This is a genomic window from Streptomyces kanamyceticus (assembly GCF_008704495.1).
Lineage (GTDB): Bacteria > Actinomycetota > Actinomycetes > Streptomycetales > Streptomycetaceae > Streptomyces > Streptomyces kanamyceticus.
Window position 1 is genome coordinate 7,029,569 of sequence record NZ_CP023699.1, and the last position, 20,247, is coordinate 7,049,815.

18 protein-coding genes are annotated in these 20,247 nt (G+C 68.4%); 7 read left to right on the plus strand and 11 right to left on the minus strand.

What is annotated here, in order from left to right:
* Nucleotides 1-203: 203 nt before the first annotated feature.
* Nucleotides 204-1,574 (plus strand): sporulation protein, encoded by a 1,371-nt coding sequence (locus tag CP970_RS30380; RefSeq protein WP_150494197.1) that lies wholly within the window; start codon nt 204-206, stop codon nt 1,572-1,574.
* 3 nt (nt 1,575-1,577) lie between these two features.
* On the opposite strand, the gene CP970_RS30385 is transcribed toward CP970_RS30380, so the two are convergent.
* The gene (locus CP970_RS30385) at nt 1,578-2,504 is read right to left on the minus strand and encodes an aminoglycoside phosphotransferase family protein (RefSeq protein ID WP_055554008.1); all 927 of its coding nucleotides are present in this window, start codon (nt 2,502-2,504) and stop codon (nt 1,578-1,580) included.
* A 185-nt stretch (nt 2,505-2,689) separates the two neighbouring features.
* Here CP970_RS30385 and CP970_RS30390 point away from each other — a divergent pair, with 185 nt between their 5' ends.
* Nucleotides 2,690-4,600, plus strand: a complete 1,911-nt coding sequence (locus tag CP970_RS30390; protein WP_150494199.1) for a pentapeptide repeat-containing protein — start codon at nt 2,690-2,692, stop codon at nt 4,598-4,600.
* 81 nt (nt 4,601-4,681) lie between these two features.
* Here the strand turns inward: CP970_RS30390 and CP970_RS30395 are convergent, their stop codons facing one another.
* The 5 genes from CP970_RS30395 to CP970_RS30415 form a co-directional block, all read right to left on the minus strand.
* The gene (locus tag CP970_RS30395) at nt 4,682-4,996 is read right to left on the minus strand and encodes an antibiotic biosynthesis monooxygenase family protein (protein ID WP_055554010.1); all 315 of its coding nucleotides are present in this window, start codon (nt 4,994-4,996) and stop codon (nt 4,682-4,684) included.
* A 53-nt stretch (nt 4,997-5,049) separates the two neighbouring features.
* Nucleotides 5,050-5,196, minus strand: a complete 147-nt coding sequence (locus CP970_RS30400; protein ID WP_398656028.1) for an antibiotic biosynthesis monooxygenase family protein — start codon at nt 5,194-5,196, stop codon at nt 5,050-5,052.
* Nucleotides 5,197-5,290: 94 nt separating this feature from the next.
* Nucleotides 5,291-5,593: a hypothetical protein gene (locus CP970_RS30405; RefSeq protein ID WP_055554013.1), complete on the minus strand. Its 303-nt coding sequence runs from the start codon at nt 5,591-5,593 to the stop codon at nt 5,291-5,293.
* Nucleotides 5,586-6,245, minus strand: coding sequence for a hypothetical protein (locus CP970_RS30410; protein ID WP_150494201.1), 660 nt, complete (start codon nt 6,243-6,245; stop codon nt 5,586-5,588). The genes CP970_RS30405 and CP970_RS30410 overlap by 8 nt, the downstream gene beginning before the upstream one ends.
* A 121-nt stretch (nt 6,246-6,366) precedes the next feature.
* Nucleotides 6,367-6,783, minus strand: a complete 417-nt coding sequence (locus tag CP970_RS30415; RefSeq protein WP_150494203.1) for a DnaJ family domain-containing protein — start codon at nt 6,781-6,783, stop codon at nt 6,367-6,369.
* 160 nt (nt 6,784-6,943) lie between these two features.
* On the opposite strand from CP970_RS30415, the gene CP970_RS30420 reads away from it, so the two are divergent.
* Nucleotides 6,944-7,336 (plus strand): FHA domain-containing protein, encoded by a 393-nt coding sequence (locus tag CP970_RS30420; RefSeq protein WP_150494205.1) that lies wholly within the window; start codon nt 6,944-6,946, stop codon nt 7,334-7,336.
* Nucleotides 7,337-7,380: 44 nt separating this feature from the next.
* On the opposite strand, the gene CP970_RS30425 is transcribed toward CP970_RS30420, so the two are convergent.
* A complete protein-coding gene (locus tag CP970_RS30425; RefSeq protein ID WP_150494207.1) occupies nt 7,381-8,049 on the minus strand; it encodes an O-methyltransferase in 669 nt (222 codons plus the stop codon).
* Between the two features lie 152 nt (nt 8,050-8,201).
* Here CP970_RS30425 and CP970_RS30430 point away from each other — a divergent pair, with 152 nt between their 5' ends.
* Complete coding sequence (locus CP970_RS30430) at nt 8,202-9,323, plus strand: serpin family protein (RefSeq protein ID WP_055544680.1); 1,122 nt, start codon at nt 8,202-8,204, stop codon at nt 9,321-9,323.
* Between the two features lie 153 nt (nt 9,324-9,476).
* Here CP970_RS30430 and proP read toward each other — a convergent pair whose 3' ends face one another.
* Nucleotides 9,477-10,850, minus strand: coding sequence for a glycine betaine/L-proline transporter ProP (gene proP, locus CP970_RS30435; protein ID WP_224058835.1), 1,374 nt, complete (start codon nt 10,848-10,850; stop codon nt 9,477-9,479).
* 588 nt (nt 10,851-11,438) lie between these two features.
* On the opposite strand from proP, the gene CP970_RS30440 reads away from it, so the two are divergent.
* On the plus strand, nt 11,439-13,550 hold the full coding sequence (locus CP970_RS30440) for a bifunctional glycosyltransferase 87/phosphatase PAP2 family protein (RefSeq protein WP_055544681.1): 2,112 nt from the start codon (nt 11,439-11,441) through the stop codon (nt 13,548-13,550).
* Here the strand turns inward: CP970_RS30440 and CP970_RS30445 are convergent.
* Complete coding sequence (locus CP970_RS30445) at nt 13,501-15,126, minus strand: hypothetical protein (RefSeq protein ID WP_055544709.1); 1,626 nt, start codon at nt 15,124-15,126, stop codon at nt 13,501-13,503. The genes CP970_RS30440 and CP970_RS30445 overlap by 50 nt on opposite strands.
* 180 nt (nt 15,127-15,306) lie before the next feature.
* On the minus strand, nt 15,307-16,551 hold the full coding sequence (locus CP970_RS30450) for a cytochrome P450 (protein WP_055544682.1): 1,245 nt from the start codon (nt 16,549-16,551) through the stop codon (nt 15,307-15,309).
* A gap of 249 nt (nt 16,552-16,800) precedes the next feature.
* On the opposite strand from CP970_RS30450, the gene CP970_RS30455 reads away from it, so the two are divergent.
* The gene (locus tag CP970_RS30455; RefSeq protein ID WP_055544683.1) at nt 16,801-17,970 is read left to right on the plus strand and encodes a steroid 3-ketoacyl-CoA thiolase; all 1,170 of its coding nucleotides are present in this window, start codon (nt 16,801-16,803) and stop codon (nt 17,968-17,970) included.
* A 204-nt stretch (nt 17,971-18,174) separates the two neighbouring features.
* Nucleotides 18,175-19,431, plus strand: coding sequence for a hypothetical protein (locus CP970_RS30460; protein WP_055544684.1), 1,257 nt, complete (start codon nt 18,175-18,177; stop codon nt 19,429-19,431).
* Between the two features lie 85 nt (nt 19,432-19,516).
* Here CP970_RS30460 and CP970_RS30465 read toward each other — a convergent pair whose 3' ends face one another.
* Complete coding sequence (locus CP970_RS30465; RefSeq protein WP_055544685.1) at nt 19,517-19,972, minus strand: aggregation-promoting factor C-terminal-like domain-containing protein; 456 nt, start codon at nt 19,970-19,972, stop codon at nt 19,517-19,519.
* Nucleotides 19,973-20,247: the final 275 nt, after the last annotated feature.

The following is a 20,247-nucleotide window of genomic DNA, read 5'->3' on the forward strand; positions in this document are numbered from 1 at the left end:
CCCTCCCGAATGTCGGCCGGTCCTCATGACCGCCGCTTTCCGTGCAGACCAGTGAACGGCGCGGGCCGCGCGATCGGGAGCGTTCACTACGGGGTTCACGTGAACACCGGTGGAGGAGAGGGGGGTTCACCGATGAACCCCCTGGGGATCACCGGCCTGTGCCACGATGAACACAAGCCGTCATCTCGGGTTGGCAGGGGAACATGAACCGAGAGCCGAACGCGCAACTGATCTCACTCATGGACGAGGCCCAGGTCTCGAACAAGGGCCTGGCCAAGCGCATGCGCGATCTCGGGCGGCAGCGCGGAACCGACCTCGGAACAACACACGTTGCGGTTCAGCGATGGCGGTCCGGGGCCGGTATCCAACCGCAAACAGCCGCAATCATGGCGGACGCGCTGAGCGTCAAACTCGGTCGCCGAGTCACCCCCGCCGATCTCGGGTTCTTCGGCCAGACCGAACCACCGACACCGCTGGACGTCAACTACCAGCAGTCCCTACCCGACGTGTTGACCATGCTTGACGGCCTGGCCCAGGAGCGACCGGAATCCGTGGACGGCACCGGCTTGATCGTGGCCGAGAGCGACCTCAGTGCCGCCGTCCTGTCCTGGATGGTCGCGCGCCCCGATGGCGTCCAGGCCGACAGGCCCGCGTCCCAGCGCGTCGGCATGCGCGACGTACGAGCCGTCAGAACCGCCGCCGACATGTTCATGCGCCTCGACTTCCTGTACGGCGGGGGCCACGGCCACAAGGCGCTGCGCCACTACTTCCGCCACGAGGTCCTGCCACTGCTCAGCGCCAGCTACAGCGAGAAGGTCGGCAACTCCCTGTTCGGCGCCGCGGCCGAGATCTCCCAACTGCTCGCATGGACGGCGTACGACAGCGGAAACCACACGCTCTCGCACCGCTACCTGATCTCGACACTCCGCCTCACGAAGGTCATCGACGACCGGATGTTCGGTGCCCGCATCCTGTCCAACCTCAGCCATCAGGCGAACTACCTCGGCAACCACGCCCAGGCCATCCAGCTCGCCCGCGCAGGCGTCGAGGGCGCGCACGGCAAGGCGACTCCCCGAGCCATGGCGCTGTTCTCCGCGATGGAGGCCCGCGCGTTGTCCAACGCCGGAGATCCCATCGGTGCGGGCCGAGCCATGAACGAGGCCGAGCGCGCCTTCGAGCGGGCCGACACGGCCGAAGATCCCCAATGGCTCGGCTACTTCGACTCCGCCGAGCTCATGGGCGAGTTCTGCCACTGCTTCCGCGACCTCAAGCAGCGACGCGAAGCCGTCGCGCACGCTCAGCGAGCGGTGGACAACACCGACCCGCAGTACGCGCGCACTCTCGGCTTCTGCCGCATGGTGCTAGCCCAAAGCCAGTTGCTGAACGGCGAGTTGGAAGCCGCTGTCACCACCGCCAGCCTGGCCGTCGACGGCGGCGACACCCTCCAGTCCGCCCGCTTCCAGCGCTACGTGAACGACTTCCAGCACGAGGTCAGCGAGCACTCGGCGAACGCCACGGTGGCAGCTTTCAACGAGAAGGTCCGCGAGGCAATCGCCCGCCTGGACGACGAGTAGCCGCTACCAGGCACCGTCAGGACGCCAGTCCCGGGGCGCGTCGTCGTTGCGCAGCCCTGCTATACGCCGCCGGTACTCAGCTGCCGTGCGCTCATCCTCCTGCACGTTCTGCATGAGCCAGGTCGTCATGCCGAACTCTTGCAGGCCCCGCAGCGTCTCGTACCCGTCCCAGTCGTACAGGTCGCGACCGTAGGCGCCCACGAAGTCGGCATACTGCTCATCGGTCTGCCACCCAAGGCTGTGATGCTCCGTGGCCGTGACCATCAGGTCCCATTCCGGATGATCGAAGCAGAAGGCTTCGAAGTCGATCAGGATCACTTGCCCCTGAGCGTCCACCATGAGGTTCTGCACATGCGCGTCACCGTGTACGGGCCCCTTCGGTGTCTCGAACCGCAACTCGGCGAACCTGTCCCGCAGTTCCCGCGCACGCTTCCGGAGGAAGACCTTGTCATCCTCCGGGATCACGGCCCGATCGAGCCGCAGCTCCTGCTTGTCGAAGGGCTCGAACGAAGGCAGTTGAAGGCCATCCGGCACAGTCAGCGAGTGCAGATCCCGCAGGACACCGCCGAGCTCGCCGTACGTTGCCCTCCGACCTCCTTCGACGATCAGATGCCAGAACGTCACAGGGTGCCCGTCGATCAGGAGGGGCTGTTCCAGGTCCTCGACGACACGAGCGGCAGGGAACCCTTCAGAGGTCAGCCAGCGCGAGACACCTACTTCGGTACGGGCTTTGGGTAGCCACTGTGTCCCGCGGGCCACACGCACGATCACTGGCACAGAGGCCAGCCGAAACAGCGCGTTCTCCCCGAGCCGGATCAACTCCGCGTCTCTGGCGTCGAGTCCCGCGGCTTGGCATGCGGCAACCATCACCCGCGTCGCCACCGTGGATGTGAACGCCTCTTCCGAACCCTGAGCAGCGTCAGCCGCCATGCCCGAACCAGCTCCCTAGTCGCGCGCGATCCACCGGCACACGCCCATGGGTGACCAACCCGACGCTGCCGGACACGACTTAGACCGTACCCATCGATCACCGCCCGCGGCGAGAGGCCAGCCAGTTCCTAGCTTTTATAGCAAATCCACTGCGGATGCCAATGAGGATGTGGAGAATCTAGTCCATGTCTTTGAGGATCATACCGGAATGGCCGACTTGCACAGTGGAAAGTTGTGAAGGCGCCCAGTCGGGAGGCGGATACGAACGGTGTATCGCTCATCTCTCTGACGGGCAATTTGATGCATGGTTGGCACAACTCGCGCCTGGATCTGACGTTCATCTGGAACACACCAGGATCTCGGAGAGTCACTTTGAAAGAATAAAACAAGCTGTCGCCGACGAGGAGGGGAGGCCGCACTTCGGCTATCTCTGCCTCAAGAAGGCGGAAGTCGAAGGAAGTGTGGATCTCGCTTATGCGCGATTCGCTGAAGAAGTCGACTGCTGGGGTATGCGGACCTCTTCTTATCTGGATCTCGAAGGAGCTCGACTTGAAAAGGGGATCAAGGCTAGCTTTATCAAGGCTCCTATGGGTGTTGACTTCTATAGAGCCAAGGTTGGCGGCTCTCTAAATTTGGAAGGCTCAGAGATTGGCAGCCGTATCAGAGTGGCGCGATGTCAAATAGATGGTTCCTTTCTGTTGAGAGGATGCAGGACTGACGGGGATATCGAATGCTATGAAGTCAAGGTGTCCGGACATGCTTATTTGTCGAACATGGAAGCGGTCGAGAACGTATCTTTTCGTGATTCAACATTCAGGAGTGGGGTGCAGTTTATCTATTCGAAAACAACGGGCGGCTACTTCAATGTGTCGGGCTGTGACTTCACTGGACTTGTTGAGTTTGAAGGGCTGTGCGTCGCTGAAGATTTCATGTGGGAGGGGGCAACGTTTCGGGATGAAGTAATATTCGATAAGGGGGATATTGCGGGCCTGGTGGAGGGGGCGTGTGTATTTCGCTCGAGCGTCAGCTTTGGGCGTACTATTTTTCGATCCCCCGTCATGATTCGAGCATGCGCAAGCCACGTCGACTTTGGTGGCACAAGGTTTGAGTCAGGGGCAACGCTGTTGCTGCGTTATGCCACGGTGCGCATGACTGGGGCGACACTCGGCGGTCCGACGAGCGTAATTGCGGCCAGTCGGACGTTTGTAGGAATGTTTGGAGATGTCCTGGATGAATCTGTGATGTCCGATTCGGGCGAAAGGGTAAAGCTGCTCGACATCGGTAGCGTTGATGCGAGCAATTTAACGCTTGTGGACGTCGATTTAACAAATTGTCGATTCGCTGGAGCGTTCAACCTTGATCAGCTCAGACTTGAGGGTCGGTGGACGTTTGGTGCGCCCCCGTCGGGACGTATTGGGTTTACGCCATTCGGTTGGGCGAAGCGTAAGGTGATTGAAGAAGAGCGGCAATGGCGTGCACTGGAAAGTCATCCTAAATATCTGAGAAATGGCTGGGGTGACCCGCCGGAAAGTATGCAGCCCGACCCCGGAGTTGCGGCGCTGATGACCATTTATCAGCAGCTTCGGAAGGGGCGTGAAGACGCGAAGGACGAACCAGGAGCAAACGACTTCTACTACGGTGAGATGGAGATGCGGCGGCATGGTCAAAATTGGGGGATGGGGGAACGTTGGCTGCGTCAAGCCTATTGGCTGCTATCGGGATATGGACTCCGCGCCTCGCGTGCATTCGGCTGGCTTGGCGCGGCCATGATTATCACTATTCTTCTCATGATGGGGATTGGTCTCCCACTTAACTCCCCCAGTCAGAAGGTGACAGGGGCTATTCCGCGTGGTGGGGGAGAGGTGTCCCTTGAGGTTGATGAGGAGGGCTTGAAGAACCCTTCGGGTGACTGGTTCACTGGCAAAAGACTCGAGAAAGCTTTAAACGTCACATTAAACTCTGTGGTATTCCGTTCCAGTGGGCAGGACCTCACCACGTCAGGAACATACGTTGAGATGGTCTCACGGTTTTCTGAGCCGGTTCTGTTAGGCCTTGGTGTTTTGGCGATTCGTGGTCGACTGAAGCGCGGAAGCTGAATATGTCTGCAAATCAACGGTGCGGGGTAGAAAAGAACTCCGCACCAGTTTTCGGTGCGGAGCTCTTGGGCCTGACGCCTACTAGCTCTTGGGTGCTGCCTGCTGCACGACCTCGAAAGACCACACCGTGGACCCGCTAGCCGCAGGCTTAGGCCGGTCGCCGCCGCCCTGGTGGGCCGACTTCATCGGGCCCTCCATCCAGGCCTGGAACGACTCCTCGTCACGCCAGCGCGTGTAGACCAGGTAGTCGTCTGTGCCCTCGATGGGGCGGAGAAGTTCGAACCACTCGAAGCCGTCCGAGTTTTCGACGGATCCTGCGCGGGACGCGAAGCGCTTCTCGAGGGTTTCCCGCTGTTCGGCGGGAACGGTCAGGACGTTGATCTTGACTACGCTCATGTGCCCATCCTGCCGTAAGAGCCAACAGTCGCGATGAGCGACCTAGTGGTACATCAACGCACCTGTTGCGGGCGCAGCAGTTCGAACCATTCGAAGCCGTCGGAGTTCTCCACCGAGCCCGCGCGGGCGGAGAAGCGCTTCTCCAGGACTTCGCGCTGTTCCTCGGGGACGGTGAGGGCGTTGATCTTCACGATGCTCATGCCGCCATCCTGCCGCACGGGCTTGTCGGGGCGGTGTGAGGTGTGGCCCCTGGTGCGGCTGGCGTGGACGTAGACGTGGGCCTGGACGTTGGGTCTAGATCTGGAGCAGGCGTTCGGTCGTCTCGCGGTAGTCGCGGAGGGCCAGGCGGAGCTGTTCCGTGTTGGTGGCTTCCTTGGGGGTGGCTTCGGGGGTGGTCTCCGGGGGCTGCCAGGACGTGCGGATCGTGCGGCGGCGTTCCGCCAGGGCCGCCGTGAGGTGCTGGATCGTGTCCTCCAGGACACGGTCGGCGTCCTCCACGGCGTCACCGGGGCCGTCCACGAAACCGCCCACGGCGTTCTGGAGGCGCAGGATCAGCTTGTCGCGTTCGCCGGGCGGGAAGAGCGCTGTGTCAGCCATGCTGAACTCCCCTTCGGGTGATGCCGGTCGAGCGTTTGCCCGAGGCGTGCTTGTCGGAGTCGGGGCGCGTGGCGGAGCGGTCGCCCTTGTCCGCGAGGAGGTCGTCGAAGAGCGCCCGCGCCTCGACCATCGCCGCGCGCAACTCCTCGGTCCCTGCCGGGTTCTCCTCCGGGTTCTTCCCGGCGCCCGTCGTACCGAGGGCCGCGCGGTGCACGCTGCGGTAGCCGTGGACGTGGTGGGCGTGGTGCACGGAGAGGGCGTCGAGCTGGTCCTCGTAGTGACCGCTGTCGGGGAAGCCGCGGGCGCCCGCCAGTTCGGCGACGAGCCGGTCCGCCTCTGCCACCGCCTCGCTCGGGGATTCGACGAAGCGCTCCTGGGCGACGGCCCAGCGGGCCGCGTACCGTTCGCGGGCCGCGGGGTCGAGCGGCAGCGTCCGCAGCGAACCGTGCCGCTTCACACGTTCGCCGAGGTCGCGCTCGGCGGCCCTGGTGTCGCCGTCGTGCCGCGCGAGCGTGCGGTCGTACTCGGGTCCGAAGCGCCGCTTCAGGCTGCGCCCGCCGCCCGTGCGCCCGCCGCGGCTCACCGCGACGCCCGTGGCGGCGGCTAGGACCACGACGACCGCGATCAGCACGATGATCATGACTGTGGACATGGGTGAGTGCCTTCCCGGGGGAGTGGGCCTGGGCGCCGGGCCCGCGTGCGGCCCCGGCGCGTGTCCCCGGGACGAGTTGCCAGGAAGCGACTCGTCAAACGGCCGGAAACGGCGGGTCGTGTCAGTCCTTGTGGCGTTCCTTGTGGCGTTCGCGCCAGGTGCGGGCCACCTCGTCCAGGTCGAAGGGGGTCAGGCCGAGCGGCGGCCCCGGTGGCGGCACGCGCAGCGCCTCGCGGATCTTGTCGTTGAGCTCCGTCACCAGCTGCCGCGCCATCCGTTCGGACGGGGCGTCGGCGGCCGCGGCTATGACGTCCTCGGCCTCCTTGCGCAGGGTGAGGGTCGGAGACAGATAGGAGACGCCTTCGCGGGCCAACTTCTGCTTGACCCACCACATTTCGTCGTACGGTGTGCTCTGGTCGCCCGACAGAGGCTTGCCCCTGCCCGGCAGCTCGGCGAAGTCGCCGCGCTCCTCGGCCTCCCTGATCTGCTTGTCGATCCAGGACTCGAAGTTCACGCCAGGTGGCTTGCGTTCAGTCATGGGGTCATTGTCCCAGCGAGGGTGTGCTGGTGCGGGTGGCCGACCTAAGATGCGGCGGCGCGGTGCGCGTCGGCGGTGTTCGCCGTGCCGGGCTGGGTGTCCGGGCCGGGTGTCCGGGCCGGGTGTGTCGTGAAGTTGTGAGTCGAAGGAGCGTGCGTACGTGCTGGAGCTGACCATGGCCTCGGTGTCCGGGGCCGATTCCGGCGCGACCGCGGGCATGCACATGGCCGACGCGTCGAGCGAGCCGGGCGCGGTGCTGCGGGTGGGGCGCGACCGGAGCCTGTGCGGGCTCGTGACGCCCGACGACTGGCTGTTCGTGTCCCGTGCGCACCTGGAGTTCCGCTGCGGGCCCGACGGAGGCTGGGCGGTGACCTGGCTGCGCGGCTCGAACCCCGACCCGGCATCCGAGGTACGGGTGGTGTCGCAGGGCATGGCGCGGCCCCTCGTGTACGGGGCGACGGAACCGCTTCCCCGAGGCGGTTCCGGCGAGGTCGTCATCCAGGACAGGTCGGGGCCGCGCAGCGTGAACGTGGGCTTTTTCCACGAGGGTTGAGTACGGGGGCGAGTACGGGGGTGAGGTGGTCGCCCCGTGGGCGGTCAGTCTTGTACGCGGGCCAGCGCGAAGCCGTCGTACCCCTTGGTGCCCACCGTCTGCAGCGCCGTGGCGCTCAACTTCGGGTGGTTCGCCATGAGTTCCAGCGCGGCGCGGGTGCCCCGCACGCTCGCGTCGGTGCTGGTGCCGTCCGTGACGGCGCCGCCGCGTACGACGTTGTCGAGGACGATCAGGCTGCCGGGCCTGGTCAGCTTGAGCGCCCACTCCACGTAGTGCGGGTTGTTGGCCTTGTCCGCGTCGATGAAGACGAGGTCGAAGGGGTCGGGGTGCTCGGCGGCGAGTGCGGTGAGCGAGTCGAGGGCGGGGCCGACACGGACCTCCGCGATCTTGTCGAGTCCGGCGCGGGCGAGGTTGCCGCGGGCCACGGAGGCGTGCTCGGGGCTGTATTCGAGGGTGACGAGGTGGCCGTCGGCGGGCAGCGCGCGGCCCAGCCAGATGGTGCTGTAGCCGCCGAGCGTGCCGATCTCCAGGATGCGGCGGGCGCCCTGGACCTGGGCGAGCAGCTGGAGCAACTTGCCTTGGTTCGGGGCGACGTTGATCTGCGGGAGTCCGGCCGCGTCGCTGTCGCGCAGGGCGGCGGTCAGGGTGTCGTCGGACGGGGCGAGGAGGCCGGTGAAGTAGTCGTCGACGGAGTTCCACTGCTGCTGAGTCATGTGGTTCGTACGTTCCCTTCGACTGCCTAGTTAGTTTCGCTAAGGAGTCTACTGGGGGAGCGGGCGATTGTCAGTGGTGGCTCCCATACTGGGCTGAAGGTCGTGGCGTGGCGTGGCGCGGCGTGGTGTGGGGTTTCGGGGGCGGGGGCGGTATGGCGTACGAGGTGGGGGAAGTGTTGCCCGCGGCGGCGATGCGCGGGCTTGCGGAGCGGTGGCTGCCGGGGGTCGTGCTGCGCGGGCAGGAGCAGGGCGGGGATTTTCTGTGTTCACCTGTGGGGCTGTGGCTCGCGTTGGCCGCCGTCGCGGCGGGTGCCCGCGGGGAAACCGCCGTCGAGCTGCGGGAGTTGCTCGGCTGCGCCGGGCCGGACGCGGCGCGCGCGGTGACGGGAGCGGCGCGGGCCCTCGCCGACACGGACTCCGTGGGCGTCGCCACGCGCGTGTGGAGCGGGGTTCCGGTCCTGCGGGAGTATCGGGAGGCGCTGCCCGGCGTGGGCTTCGGGGACATGGACCCCGAAGCGGCGGACGCGTGGGTGCGGGACGTGACGGGCGGGCTGATCGAGCGTCTGCCGGTGGCCGTCACGCCGGACACCCTGCTTCTCCTGGTCAACGCGCTTGCCCTGAAGGCGCGTTGGGAGGACCCCTTCGAAGGGGCCGGTACGCGCGATGCCGCCTTCACGGACGCGGCGGGGCGTGTGCATCAGGTGCCCACGATGCGGCGGGGGGTCGCTGCGGGGGACGCCTGGGTGGTGGACGGTGCGGTGGGTGGTCGTGTGCGCGTTGTCGAGATGCGGTGTGCCTCGACGGGTGGGCGCGCGCCCGTCCGGGTGCGGTTCGTGGTGGGGGAACCCGGTGCCGGGGCCGATGCGGTGCTGCCGCTCGGCTGGGCGCCGCGCGAACGGCGGTCGGCGATCGACGCCGACCGGGTCGTCATGGCACTGCCCCGCTTCTCGCTCCGTACGCGGATCGACGCGACGGAGCAGTTGGCCGGGCTGGGGGTGCGGTGGGCCATGAGCGATGCGGCGGACTTCTCCGGGATGTCGCCGGAGCGGCTCGCGATATCGCAGGTCGTTCAGGAGGCGGTGGTGAAGGTCGCGGAGGAGGGGGTCGAGGCGGCGGCGGTCACGGCTGTGCCTATGCGGCCCGGTGGGGCGGCGGTGTCTGGGCGAGTTGAGTGGGTTGCCTTTGACCGGCCGTTCGGGGTTGTCGTTCTTGATGGGGCGGGGGAGGTGCCGTTGTTCGTGGGGTGGCAGGCGGGGGTTCCTCGCGGGGCTTGAGCGGTGACTCTGCCTTGGGTTCGGTTGGCGTCACGTCCTCGGGGCTCCGCCCCGGGCCCCGCTCCTCAAGCGCCGGAGGGGCTGAATTCTGTGCCCGCGTTCCCCCGGAGGGTGGGCGTCACATCCTCGGGGCTCCGCCCCGGACCCCGCTCCTCAAGCGCCGGAGGGGCTGAACTTGCCCCCGCGCAGAGCCATCGCCTCCGCCTCCGCCTGCGTCTCCACCGCCGCAGGCGACCCCGGCAAGGGCCTGCGGGCCGATTCCGTCAGGAACCAGACCGCGATTCCGCCGATCACCGCCGCGGCCATCATGTAGTACGCGGGCATCATCTTGTCGCCGGTCGCGCCGATCAGGGCCGTGACCACCAGGGGGGTCGTGCCGCCGAAGATCGAGACGGAGATGTTGAAGCCGATCGAGAGGGAGCCGTAGCGGACCTTCGTCGGGAAGAGGGCGGGCAGGGTCGACGGCATCGAGGCCGTGAAGCAGACCAGGAGCAGGCCGAGCGCGCCGAGGCCCAGGGCGATCGCCCAGAGCGAGCCCTCGCGGATCAGGAGCAGGGCGGGGACGGAGAGCAGGAAGAAGCCCGCGCAGCCCGCGGCGATCACCGGGCGGCGGCCGACGCGGTCCGTCAGGGCGCCCGCGAACGGCTGGACGCACATCATCAGCGCCATCACGGCGAGGATGACCAGGAGGCCGTGCGTCTCGTCGTACTTCAGCTCGCTGGTGAGGTAGCTGGGCATGTACGAAAGCAGCATGTAGTCCGTGACGTTGAAGACCAGGACCAGGCCCATGCAGAGGAGGAGGGCCTTCCACTGGCCCGTCACCATGTCGCGCAGGCGCACCTTGGGGCGGGTCTGCTCGTCCTTGTGGGCCTTCTCCAGCTCGGCCGCGAACGCCGGGGTCTCTTCGAGCTTCATGCGCAGGTAGAGGCCGATCAGGCCCATCGGGCCCGCGATCAGGAACGGGATGCGCCAGCCCCAGGAGAGCAGGTCGTCCGTGGAGAGGAGGGCCGTCATCAGGGTGACCAGGCCCGCGCCGCCGATGTAGCCCGCCAGCGTGCCGAACTCCAGCCAGCTGCCGAGGAAGCCGCGCTTCTTGTCGGGGGCGTACTCCGCGATGAACGTGGCGGCACCGGCGTACTCGCCGCCCGTGGAGAAGCCCTGCACCAAGCGGGCGAGCAGCAGCAGGATCGGTGCCCAGACGCCGATCGTGGCGTACGACGGGATCAGGCCGATCGCGAACGTGCCCGCCGCCATCATGATCATGGTGAGGGCGAGCACCTTCTGGCGGCCCACGCGGTCGCCCAGCGGGCCGAAGACCATGCCGCCGAGCGGGCGGATCAGGAAGGCCGCGGCGAAGGCGCCGAAGGTGGAGAGCAGCTGGGCGGTGGGGTTGCCCGAGGGGAAGAAGACCTTGCCGAGAGTCACGGCGATGTAGCTGTAGACGCCGAAGTCGAACCACTCCATCGCGTTGCCGAGGGCGGCCGCCTTCACCGCGCGCTTGACCATCGCGGGGTCGGTGACGGTCACGTCCTGGGCTGTTCCGTTCCGGGGCCGCGGGGCTCCGGTCTCGCTGGGTGCGACGGCTGTGGCGCTCACCAAGGGTTCGCTCGCCTGCTCTCGGTCGACGACAAAGGACAGGGCCACCCACGGAAACCGGGGCGGCCCGAAAGCGACCATAGGTGCATCGGCCATCATTACGGTCGGTGGCCGGGCGACCGCGCAGGGCGGGAAAACCGCTGCTATCCAGGTCAAACGGCGTTTCCTTCGGTAGTGCGGACAAGTCGCCCTTGTGATCTATGTCGCGGAGCCAGGCGGGAACCGCACGTCAGGAACCGGACGGCCGGGTACTCGGTGGGGCGGTGGTGGAGAAAAGCCGATAGAAAACGGTATGGCCGTCAGGTGAAACGGCGGCGACGAGCGTCTCACCACAGGGGCGAGCGCGACTGCGCACGAGCACTGCTGCGCACCAGTACAACTTCACACCAGCACGGCTTCGCACGAGCACGACTGCGCACAAGTGCAACTTCGCACCAGCACGACTTCCCGGGCCCCTTTCGGGCCCGCGGGAAGGCAGGACCGCAGACATGACACATCTGACGGGAGGGCCGAGAGCGCGTGGTGAACAGGGAGCACAGGGGACCCGGCGGTGCTTTGGGGGCCCGGCCGCCCGACGGCCCTCAGGCGCGGATCGGCGCGATCCGCATCGCCCTCTGGCTGATCGCCGCGCTCCTCGCGGCCCGGCAGGCGGCCGCCGTGCTGCTTACGCCGAGGACCGAGCGCTTCACCGATCTGGAGACCTGGATCGGCCCGGAGGGCGTCCTGCACGTGAAGGGCTCGCTCTACGACGCGGACAAGTTCACCGGGACGCCGTTCTTCGGTCTGGTCCTCAAACCCCTGGCCCGTTCCGCCGAGCAGGCGCTCGGCTGGGGCTGGACGTTCGGCACGCTCGGCCTGGTCGTGGTCATCGGGCTGCTCGCGGCCCGCGCCCTGCCGCAGCCGGTGTCACGGCGCACCGCGCTGCTCGCCGCGCCCGTGGCGATCAGTCTCCTGATCCTCTCGCTGCCGGTCCGCAACGCCCTCTACCTCGGCCAGACCAGCATCATCCCGGTGCTGCTCGTCCTGCTGGGACTCTTCGCGGTCCGCGGTGAACGGGCCAGTGGTGTCCTGATCGGCGTGGGCGCGGCCCTGCAGCCCACGATCCTGCTCTTCGCCGGGCTGCTCTGGTTCACCGGACGCAAGCGCGCCGCCGCCTCCACCGGGCTCACCTTCGCCGCCTGCACCGCGCTGGCCTGGGCCGTCCTGCCGCACGACTCCTGGACGTACTGGGTCCACCACCTGGCGGGCGCGGGACTCGGCGCGAACCCGGACGCCAACGCCAACCAGTCGCTGCACGGCATGCTGCTCCGGTTCGGCATCAGGGGCCCCTTGGAGACGGGGCTCTTCCTGGGGCTCGGCGCGGCCGTCGTCTTCCTCGGCGTGCGCCGCGCGGTGCGCTACGCGAAGGACGGGCAGCTCCTCCTCGCCACCGCGGTCACCGGCTGCGTGGCCGTCGTGGTGTCGCCGACGACCTGGCAGCACCAGCTCCTGTGGGTGCTCTTCGCGGTGGTCGGCAGGGCGGGCAAGAAGCAGTCCGACCGGTACGTGTGGCCGGTGGCCGTCGTTCTGGTGTCGACGCTGCCCGCCAAGATGATGCTGCCGAACGTACCGGCCAGCGAGCCGGTCAGGGACAACGTGGTCCTGGTCGCGGCGCTCGCCGCCGCCGTCGTGGTGCCGTTCCTGTCCCGTACGCATCCGCGGTACCGGAGCCCGACCCCCACCGACTACGCGGCGCCCCTCCCCGCCCGCTGGCAGTGGGTGCCGCTCGTCCCGTTCTGGCGGCGCGTCCTGACCCGTCCGAACCTGCTCCTCGAACTGCTCCTGATCCGCGTCGGCTACTCCGCGTACCAGCAGGTCAGGCTGGCCGCGACGGGCGGCACCATCTCCGGGGGCCGGGCCACCGCCGAGCGGCACGGCGAACAGGTGTACGCGATCGAGCAGTTCCTGCACATCGACGTCGAGCACTGGTTCAACCACCTCACGGCGCGGACCGGTTGGCTCGAGGACTTCCTCAACTTCTACTACACGTCGTTCCACTTCGTGGTGCCGCTGACCGTCCTCGCCGTCCTGTACGCGCGCAGGCCCGCCGAGTACCGCTGGGCGCGCTCCGCGCTCGGCTTCGCGACGGTCCTCGCCCTCATCGGCTTCTGGGCCTACCCGCTGGCCCCGCCGCGCCTGATGCCGGAGCTCGGCTTCATCGACACGGTGCACGGCGTCCAGGACTTCACCCAGCCGAACTACGGCACGCTGACCGACCTCACCAACCAGTACGCGGCGATGCCCTCGCTGCACTTCGGCTGGTCCCTGTGGTGCGGTCTGGTCATCGCGATCGTCGCGCCGAAGTGGTGGATGAAGGCGCTCGGCCTGCTGCACCCGTTCTTCACGGTCTGCGCGATCGTGGGCACCGGCAACCACTGGGTGCTCGACGCGGTGGGCGGCGCGGCCGTGGTGGGCGCGGGCTTCGGCCTGACGTATCTGCTCCAGGGACCCAGGGTGCGACAGCCACTCAAGGCGGTGCCCGCCACCGATCCCGCGACCGATCCCGCGACCGATCCCGCGACCGATCCCGCCACCGTTCCCGCTACCGGCACGTCGAGGGACGACCCCGCGAAGGACCGTACCCCGAGCTGATCTTGTAGGTGCCGGGCCCCGGCACCGAGAGCCGGGTGAACTCGCCGTGCTGCTTCAGGCAGGCTCCCTCTGCCCGAAGCCACGGCGAGTACACCAGGCGTACGGTCACCGAGCCCCGCTTCGGCACCCGGACCACCATGTCGGAGCCGGTGGAGCGCACCACGGACGCGGGTTCGGAGACCAGCGGCACCGAGTTGCGCACCCGGTAGATCCGCCAGTTCGCGTCCTTCCACACCGGCTGCAGCCACGCCGGTTCGCGCGCCACAAGGGCCGCCTCGGCCTCGGCGGGACCGTCCGGCCTGCCGAGCGGCAGGACCACGTAGCCGACGGCCCACCGGTCGAGCCAGGCCCGGTAGGTGGTGGCCGAGAACGACCCGTCGTAGAAGAGGCGGCCGCGTTCGATGTCGAGCTGGCGGTTCCAGCCGCGCGCCATGTTCACGTACGGGGAGAGCGCGGTGGCCTCGCGGTGGTTGCGGGCCGGGACCACCTCGACGCGGCCCCGGTCGGCGCCGAGGCGTTCGAGCTCGCGCACCACGCCGTGGGTGTCGGCCGCCCACTTCGGCACCTTCGTCGACACCATCAGGTCGTCGACGGTCTTCTGCACCACCCAGGCCGACGACAGGACGAGCGCCACCGCGAGCGCGACGCGCCGCAGCCTGGTCAGGCCGGGCGCGAGCAGCGCCGCGAGCAGCGCGGCGGGGCCGAACAGCTCCGCGAGCCGCTCCACGTTCGTGCCGATCGGGGACGGGATGAGGAAGGTCAGGACGGTGCCGGCCGCGTACACGCCCGCGCCCCACCGCAGCACCCGCCAGTGCGCGGGCGCGGCCAGGGCGAGTGCCAGGCCGAACAGCGCGGGCGGGAAGATCCGGTCGAAGGCCATCGGCTGTTCGCCGTTGAAGGGGAAGAGCACCGTCGTCGTCGCCACGACCGCGAACGGCGGCACGATCAGTGTCGCGGCGCGCGCCCAGTCGCGTACGAAGAAGTAGCCCGCGCCCGCGACCACCAGGAAGAGCCCCGCGACCGGGGACGCCATGGTGGCGAGCGCCGCGCAGAGCACGGCGACGGTCAGGCGCCGCTCCCGCGCCAGGGCCAGACAGGCCCCGAGGCCGAAGGCGAGGCCGAGCGCGAACGTGGTGCGCCCGGAGGCGACGTTGCACCACACCCCGAGCGAGGCGAGCACCGCGGGCGCCAGCGGCCTGCGGATCCCGGAGCGCTGGACCAGCGCGGCGGCCAGCCAGGCGCCCGCGACGCCGGAGAGCACCGTCACGGTCTTCACACCGGCGAGCGCCATCAGATACGGCGAGATCAGGCTGTAGTTGGCGGTGTGCATGCCGCCGTACCAGAAGAGGTTGTACGCGGCCGCCCCGTGCTCGGAGGCGAATCTCGCCCAGGCCTCCTGTGCGGCGAGATCACCGCCGCCGGTCGCGAGGAACGCCGCCCACACCGCGTACAGGGGAAGGGTGGGGACGGTGGCCAGGAGCGGAACGCGGTGGCGGCGGCAGAATGCTCGGAAGGCGGAGTTCCGCTCGGCGGGCGAACTGCCGGACGGCGCGAGCGAGATGTCGGCAGAAGCCACGGCCACCGTTTCCGTTCGAAGTCTTGGGACGGCAAGGTTCACCTCTCAAGACGCCCTGTGCAACGGAAACGTTGGTTTCGTGTCGGGAGTCGACCGGATACGTCCGTTTGCGCGTACGGGGCCCTCCGGGGGAGGCGGGGACGGGCGTGAGGGGTTGCCCCCGCCTCCCTTGGAGGCGGGTCAGCCGGTGCTGACCCGCAGTTCCTTGACCCCGTTGAGCCAGGCGGAGCGGAGCCTGCGCGGGTCGGAGACGAGCCGGAGGTCCGGCAGGACGTCCGCGATGGCGTTGAACAGGAGGTTGATCTCCAGGACCGCGAGGGACTTGCCGAGGCAGAAGTGCGGGCCGCCGCCGCCGAATCCGAGGTGCGGGTTGGGGTCCCGGGTGATGTCGAACGTGCCGGGGTCCTCGAAGACGTCGGGGTCGTGGTTGGCCGAGGAGTAGAAGACGCCGACCCGGTCGCCCTTCTTGATCGACGCGCCGCCGAGCTCGGTGTCCTGGGTGGCCGTGCGCTGGAAGGAGACCACCGGGGTGGCCCAGCGCACGATCTCCTCCGCCGTCGTCTCGGGGCGCTCGCGCTTGTAGAGCTCCCACTGCTCGGGGTGGGTGAGGAAGGCGTGCATGCCGTGGGTGATGGCGTTGCGGGTGGTCTCGTTGCCCGCCACCGCGAGCAGGATCACGAAGAAGCCGAACTCGTCGGACGAGAGGTTCCCCTCGTCCTCGGCGGCGACCAGCTGGCTGACGATGTCCTTGGCCGGGCACTCCTTGCGGGCCGCGGCGAGGTTCATCGAGTACGAGACGATCTCCATGGCCGCCTCGGCGCCGATCTCCTCCGTGATGGCGTACTCCGGGTCGTCGTACGCCACCATCTTGTTCGACCAGTCGAAGATCTTGGAGCGGTCCTGCTGCGGGACGCCGATCAGCTCGGCGATGGCCTGGAGGGGGAGTTCGACGGCGACGTTGGTGACGAAGTCGAAGGAGCCGTCGGGGCCCGCCTGTTCGAGTGCCGTCTCGACGATGGAGCGGGCGCGGCCGCGCAGGGTCTCCTCCAGGGAGCGGATGGACCGGGGCGTGAAGCCGCGCTGGACGATCTGGCGGACCCGGGTGTGCTCGGGCGGGTCCATGTTGAGCATGATCATCCGCTGGACCTCGATCTGGTCCCTGCTGATCGACTCGTTGAACCGGATGACCGCGGTGTTGACGTTGGAGGAGAACAGCTCCGGGTGCGTGGAGACGTACTTGACGTCCTCGTGTCGCGTGACGGCCCAGTAGCCCGTGTCGTCGAAGCCGGATATCCGGTACGGCTGGGTGATCCAGTGCACCGGTTCCGTCTGCCGCAACTGGGCGAACTCCGGCAGGGGCACGCGGTCTTGGAGCAGGTCGGGGTCGGTGAAGTCGAACCCGTCGGGCAGCGCTGGACAGGGCATCGGCAACTCCAGGCGTGTGCTGAATTCTGACGGACCATCAGGAGATGGCTCGAAAGGTAGTAACGGGTTCTACAAGAGGCAAGGCCCAGGACCGGAGGAATACGTGTGGGTCCCGCGCAAGGTACGTGCAAGACCCTTGCGGCGCCGGGGGTCCGCTCAGCAGACTGCACAACAGAACTAGAACGCGTACTAGTTCCTCTCGCGAGGCGCCGGGACGGCTCGCGGGACGTGGAGGGAGAGGACGAGCCCATGGCCGCGGAACCCGTCATCGTCGAAGCAGTACGCACGCCCATCGGCAAGCGCGGTGGCGCGCTCGCCAATCTCCACCCCGCCTATCTGCTCGGTGAGACCTATCGCGAGCTCCTCGGCCGTACCGGCATCCACGCCGACTGCGTCGAACAGATCGTCGGCGGCACGGTGACGCACGCCGGGGAGCAGTCCATGAACCCGGCGCGCACGGCCTGGCTCACCATGGGACTTCCCTACGAGACCGCGGCGACCACCGTCGACTGTCAGTGCGGCTCCTCGCAGCAGGCCAGCCACATGGTCGCCAACATGGTCGCGGCCGGTGTCATCGACGTCGGGATCAGCTGCGGCGTCGAGGCGATGTCGCGGGTTCCGCTCGGCTCCGGATCCAAGCACGGCCCCGGCAAGCCCTTCCCCGACGAGTGGAACGTCGACCTGCCCAACCAGTTCGAGGCCGCCGAGCGCATCGCCCGCAAGCGCGGGCTCACCCGCGAGAACGTGGACTCGCTCGGCCTCATCTCCCAGGAGCGGGCCGCCACCGCCTGGGCCGAGGAGCGCTTCAAACGCGAGACGTTCGCCGTGCAGGTGCCCACCACGGAGGAGGAGCAGTCCGGCGGGCAGGGCATGTGGCGGCTCGTCGACCGCGACGAGGGGCTGCGCGACACGACCATGGAGGGCCTCGCGCGGCTCAAGCCGGTGATGCCGACCGCCGTGCACACGGCGGGCAACTCCTCGCAGATCTCGGACGGTTCGGCCGCCATCATGTGGGCGTCCAAGCGGATGGCGCGGGCGCTGAAGCTGAAGCCGCGGGCCCGCATCGTCGCCCAGGCGCTGGTCGGCGCCGACCCGCACTTCCATCTGGACGGGCCGATCGACGCGACGCGCGCGGTGCTCGGCAAGGCGGGGATGTCCCTGAAGGACATCGACATCGTGGAGATCAACGAGGCGTTCGCCTCCGTGGTGCTGAGCTGGGCGCAGGTCTTCGGGCAGGACCTGGAGAAGGTCAACGTCAACGGTGGCGCGGTCGCGCTCGGCCACCCCGTGGGGGCGACGGGGGCGCGGCTCATCACCACGGCGTTGCACGAACTGGAGCGCAGGGACAAGGAGTTCGCGCTCATCACCATGTGTGCGGGGGGTGCGGTGGCTACGGGGACGATCATTCAGCGGCTGTAGTCCGGGGTCGGTGTCTGTCACCGGCTTCGCCGAGTTCGTCCTCAAGCGCCGGACGGGCTGAAATTCCCCCGGGGATCGCCCTCCTGGGGGTGTCCTCAAGCGCCGGACGGGCTGAAGCCCTGCCCCGGGTGGTGGTACGTACACCCCTTGTCCGGGGGGCTCTCGGATGTCGGCGTGGCAGGGGAGCTCCGTAGCGTCCAGGGCATGAACAACTCCTCGTCCGGCCCGACCCGTTCCGTACGTCGATGCGCCGCCGCCCTCGTCGCGTTGATGTTCGCCGGGGGTGTCGCCGCGCCCGTCGCGCAGGCCGATGCCCGCCATGCCGTGCGTGCCGACCGGGGCGACCGGGGTGACCGGGGCGATCTCCTGAAGGTCACCCCGGTCGCCGACCTGAGCCGCGCCGAGGTCGTCGCCTTCCTGGCGAAGGGGAAGGTCGACACGGCCACCGTGCGGTACGGAGTGACGGCGTACCGCCTCACCTACCGCACCGTGGGAACGGACGGCGGGCCCACCACGGCCACCGGCCTCTTCGTGCTGCCCAAGATCCCCGGGAAGCGGGCGCTCGGTCTCGTCTCCGACACCCACGGCACCATGGTCCACCGCGACTACGCGCCCTCCGTCGGCGAGGACTTCGGGCGGCTCAGCCCCTATCTGTACGCCGCGTCGGGCAACGCCGTCGCCGCCCCCGACTACCTCGGGCTCGGCAAGGGCCCGGGCGTCCATCCGTACATGGACACGCGCTCGGCGGTGACCGCGTCCCAGGACATGCTCCGCGCCTCGCGGGCCGCGGCGGGGCGCGCGGGCAGGACGCTGACCGGTGACCTCTACCTCACCGGATTCTCGCAGGGCGGCCAGGTCGCGATGGCGCTCGCCCGGGAGCTGAGCGGGAGGGGTGGCAAGAGCCTGCCGTTCCGGGTGCGCGCCGTCGCCCCCGTCAGCGGGCCCTACGACCTGTCCGGCGAGGAGATCCCCGCCCTGTTCGACGGCCGCGTCAACGACACCAGCGGCATCTTCTACACCGCGTACTTCCTGGTGGCCCAGAACCGGCTGCACCCGCTCTACAAGAACCCCGCCGAGGCGTTCCGCGCCCCCTACGCGGACCGGGTCGAGCGGCTCTTCGACGGTCGGCACGGGGAGGAGGACGTCTTCGCCGCGCTGCCCGCGTCGGTGAAGGAACTGCTCACGCCCGGCTTCTACGAGCGGATGCGGCATCCCACGGGCGGCCTGAAGGAGGCGCTGGAGGCGAACGACGGCGTCTGCGACTGGAAGCCGGAGGTGCCGGTGCGGCTCTACGCGGCGCGCGGCGACACCGACGTACCCATCGGGAACGCCCGCAGCTGCGCGGCCGACCTCGCGTCGCACGGGGTGCGGGCGCCGGTCGTGGACCAGGGCGGCGTCTCGCACATGGAGTCGGCGGTGAAGTCGGCGCCGAAGATCGCGCGGTGGTTCGCCGCGCGGTGAGCGGACCCGGACGTACGAAAGAGGCGGCGACCCCCGCGGAGGGGTCGCCGCCTCTTTCGGTGGCTCAGTGGCGGCTCGCGGCGGCTCAGTACCAGCCGTTGGCCTGCCAGAAGTTCCAGGCGCCGACCGGGCTGCCGTAGCGGGAGTTCATGTAGTCCAGGCCCCACTTGATCTGGGTCGCCGGGTTGGTCTTCCAGTCCGAGCCCGCCGAGGCCATCTTCGAGCCGGGCAGCGCCTGGACCAGGCCGTAGGCGCCGGAGGAGGAGTTGGTCGCGGTGTGGTTCCAGCCGCTCTCGTGGGCCACGATGTTGCTGAACGCCTGGTACTGCGCGGCGTCCGGGATCATCTGCTTCGCGACCGACTGGGCGGACGCGGGAGCGGCGGCGGGGGCGGCGGCCGGGACAGCGGCCTTCGCGGTGGTCGGGGTGGCTGCCTGGGCCGGGGCCGCGGCGAAGACCATGCCGGTGGCGGCTGCGGCGACGAGGCCGCCGGTGATGGCCTTCTTCGGAGAAGCGATGCGGCGGATGAGCGAGGCGGACACAGAGGACCTTCCGGTGGGGGACGGGGCTGTCGCCGTGCACGCCGTGGATCGCGGGGATCCGTGGGGGACATGCGGCGGCGCCGCGACCCGGGTGGGTTCGTCGGCGCCGTGCGACTCCTCCAGAGAAGCAGGGCTGTTACCCCGCCGCAATGACCCCATTTACTAGTGGAAGTCGCACCCGCGCCGAATGTCCGTCGTGTGATGTGGCTCTCAATGCCCAGGTCAGCGCGGTGATTGACGCATGCACATCAAGGGCTGCGCGCTACGAGCCACCT

Excerpts from the sequence above, each read along its gene's own strand:
- CP970_RS30380 (WP_150494197.1), top strand. The coding sequence starts at position 204 with ATGAACCGAGAGCCGAACGCGCAACTGATCTCACTCATGGACGAGGCC.
- CP970_RS30385 (WP_055554008.1), bottom strand. The coding sequence starts at position 2,504 with ATGGCGGCTGACGCTGCTCAGGGTTCGGAAGAGGCGTTCACATCCACG.
- CP970_RS30390 (WP_150494199.1), top strand. The coding sequence starts at position 2,690 with ATGTCTTTGAGGATCATACCGGAATGGCCGACTTGCACAGTGGAAAGT.
- CP970_RS30395 (WP_055554010.1), bottom strand. The coding sequence starts at position 4,996 with ATGAGCGTAGTCAAGATCAACGTCCTGACCGTTCCCGCCGAACAGCGG.
- CP970_RS30400 (WP_398656028.1), bottom strand. The coding sequence starts at position 5,196 with ATGAGCATCGTGAAGATCAACGCCCTCACCGTCCCCGAGGAACAGCGC.
- CP970_RS30405 (WP_055554013.1), bottom strand. The coding sequence starts at position 5,593 with ATGGCTGACACAGCGCTCTTCCCGCCCGGCGAACGCGACAAGCTGATC.
- CP970_RS30410 (WP_150494201.1), bottom strand. The coding sequence starts at position 6,245 with ATGTCCACAGTCATGATCATCGTGCTGATCGCGGTCGTCGTGGTCCTA.
- CP970_RS30415 (WP_150494203.1), bottom strand. The coding sequence starts at position 6,783 with ATGACTGAACGCAAGCCACCTGGCGTGAACTTCGAGTCCTGGATCGAC.
- CP970_RS30425 (WP_150494207.1), bottom strand. The coding sequence starts at position 8,049 with ATGACTCAGCAGCAGTGGAACTCCGTCGACGACTACTTCACCGGCCTC.
- CP970_RS30430 (WP_055544680.1), top strand. The coding sequence starts at position 8,202 with ATGGCGTACGAGGTGGGGGAAGTGTTGCCCGCGGCGGCGATGCGCGGG.
- CP970_RS30450 (WP_055544682.1), bottom strand. The coding sequence starts at position 16,551 with ATGCCCTGTCCAGCGCTGCCCGACGGGTTCGACTTCACCGACCCCGAC.
- CP970_RS30455 (WP_055544683.1), top strand. The coding sequence starts at position 16,801 with ATGGCCGCGGAACCCGTCATCGTCGAAGCAGTACGCACGCCCATCGGC.
- CP970_RS30460 (WP_055544684.1), top strand. The coding sequence starts at position 18,175 with ATGAACAACTCCTCGTCCGGCCCGACCCGTTCCGTACGTCGATGCGCC.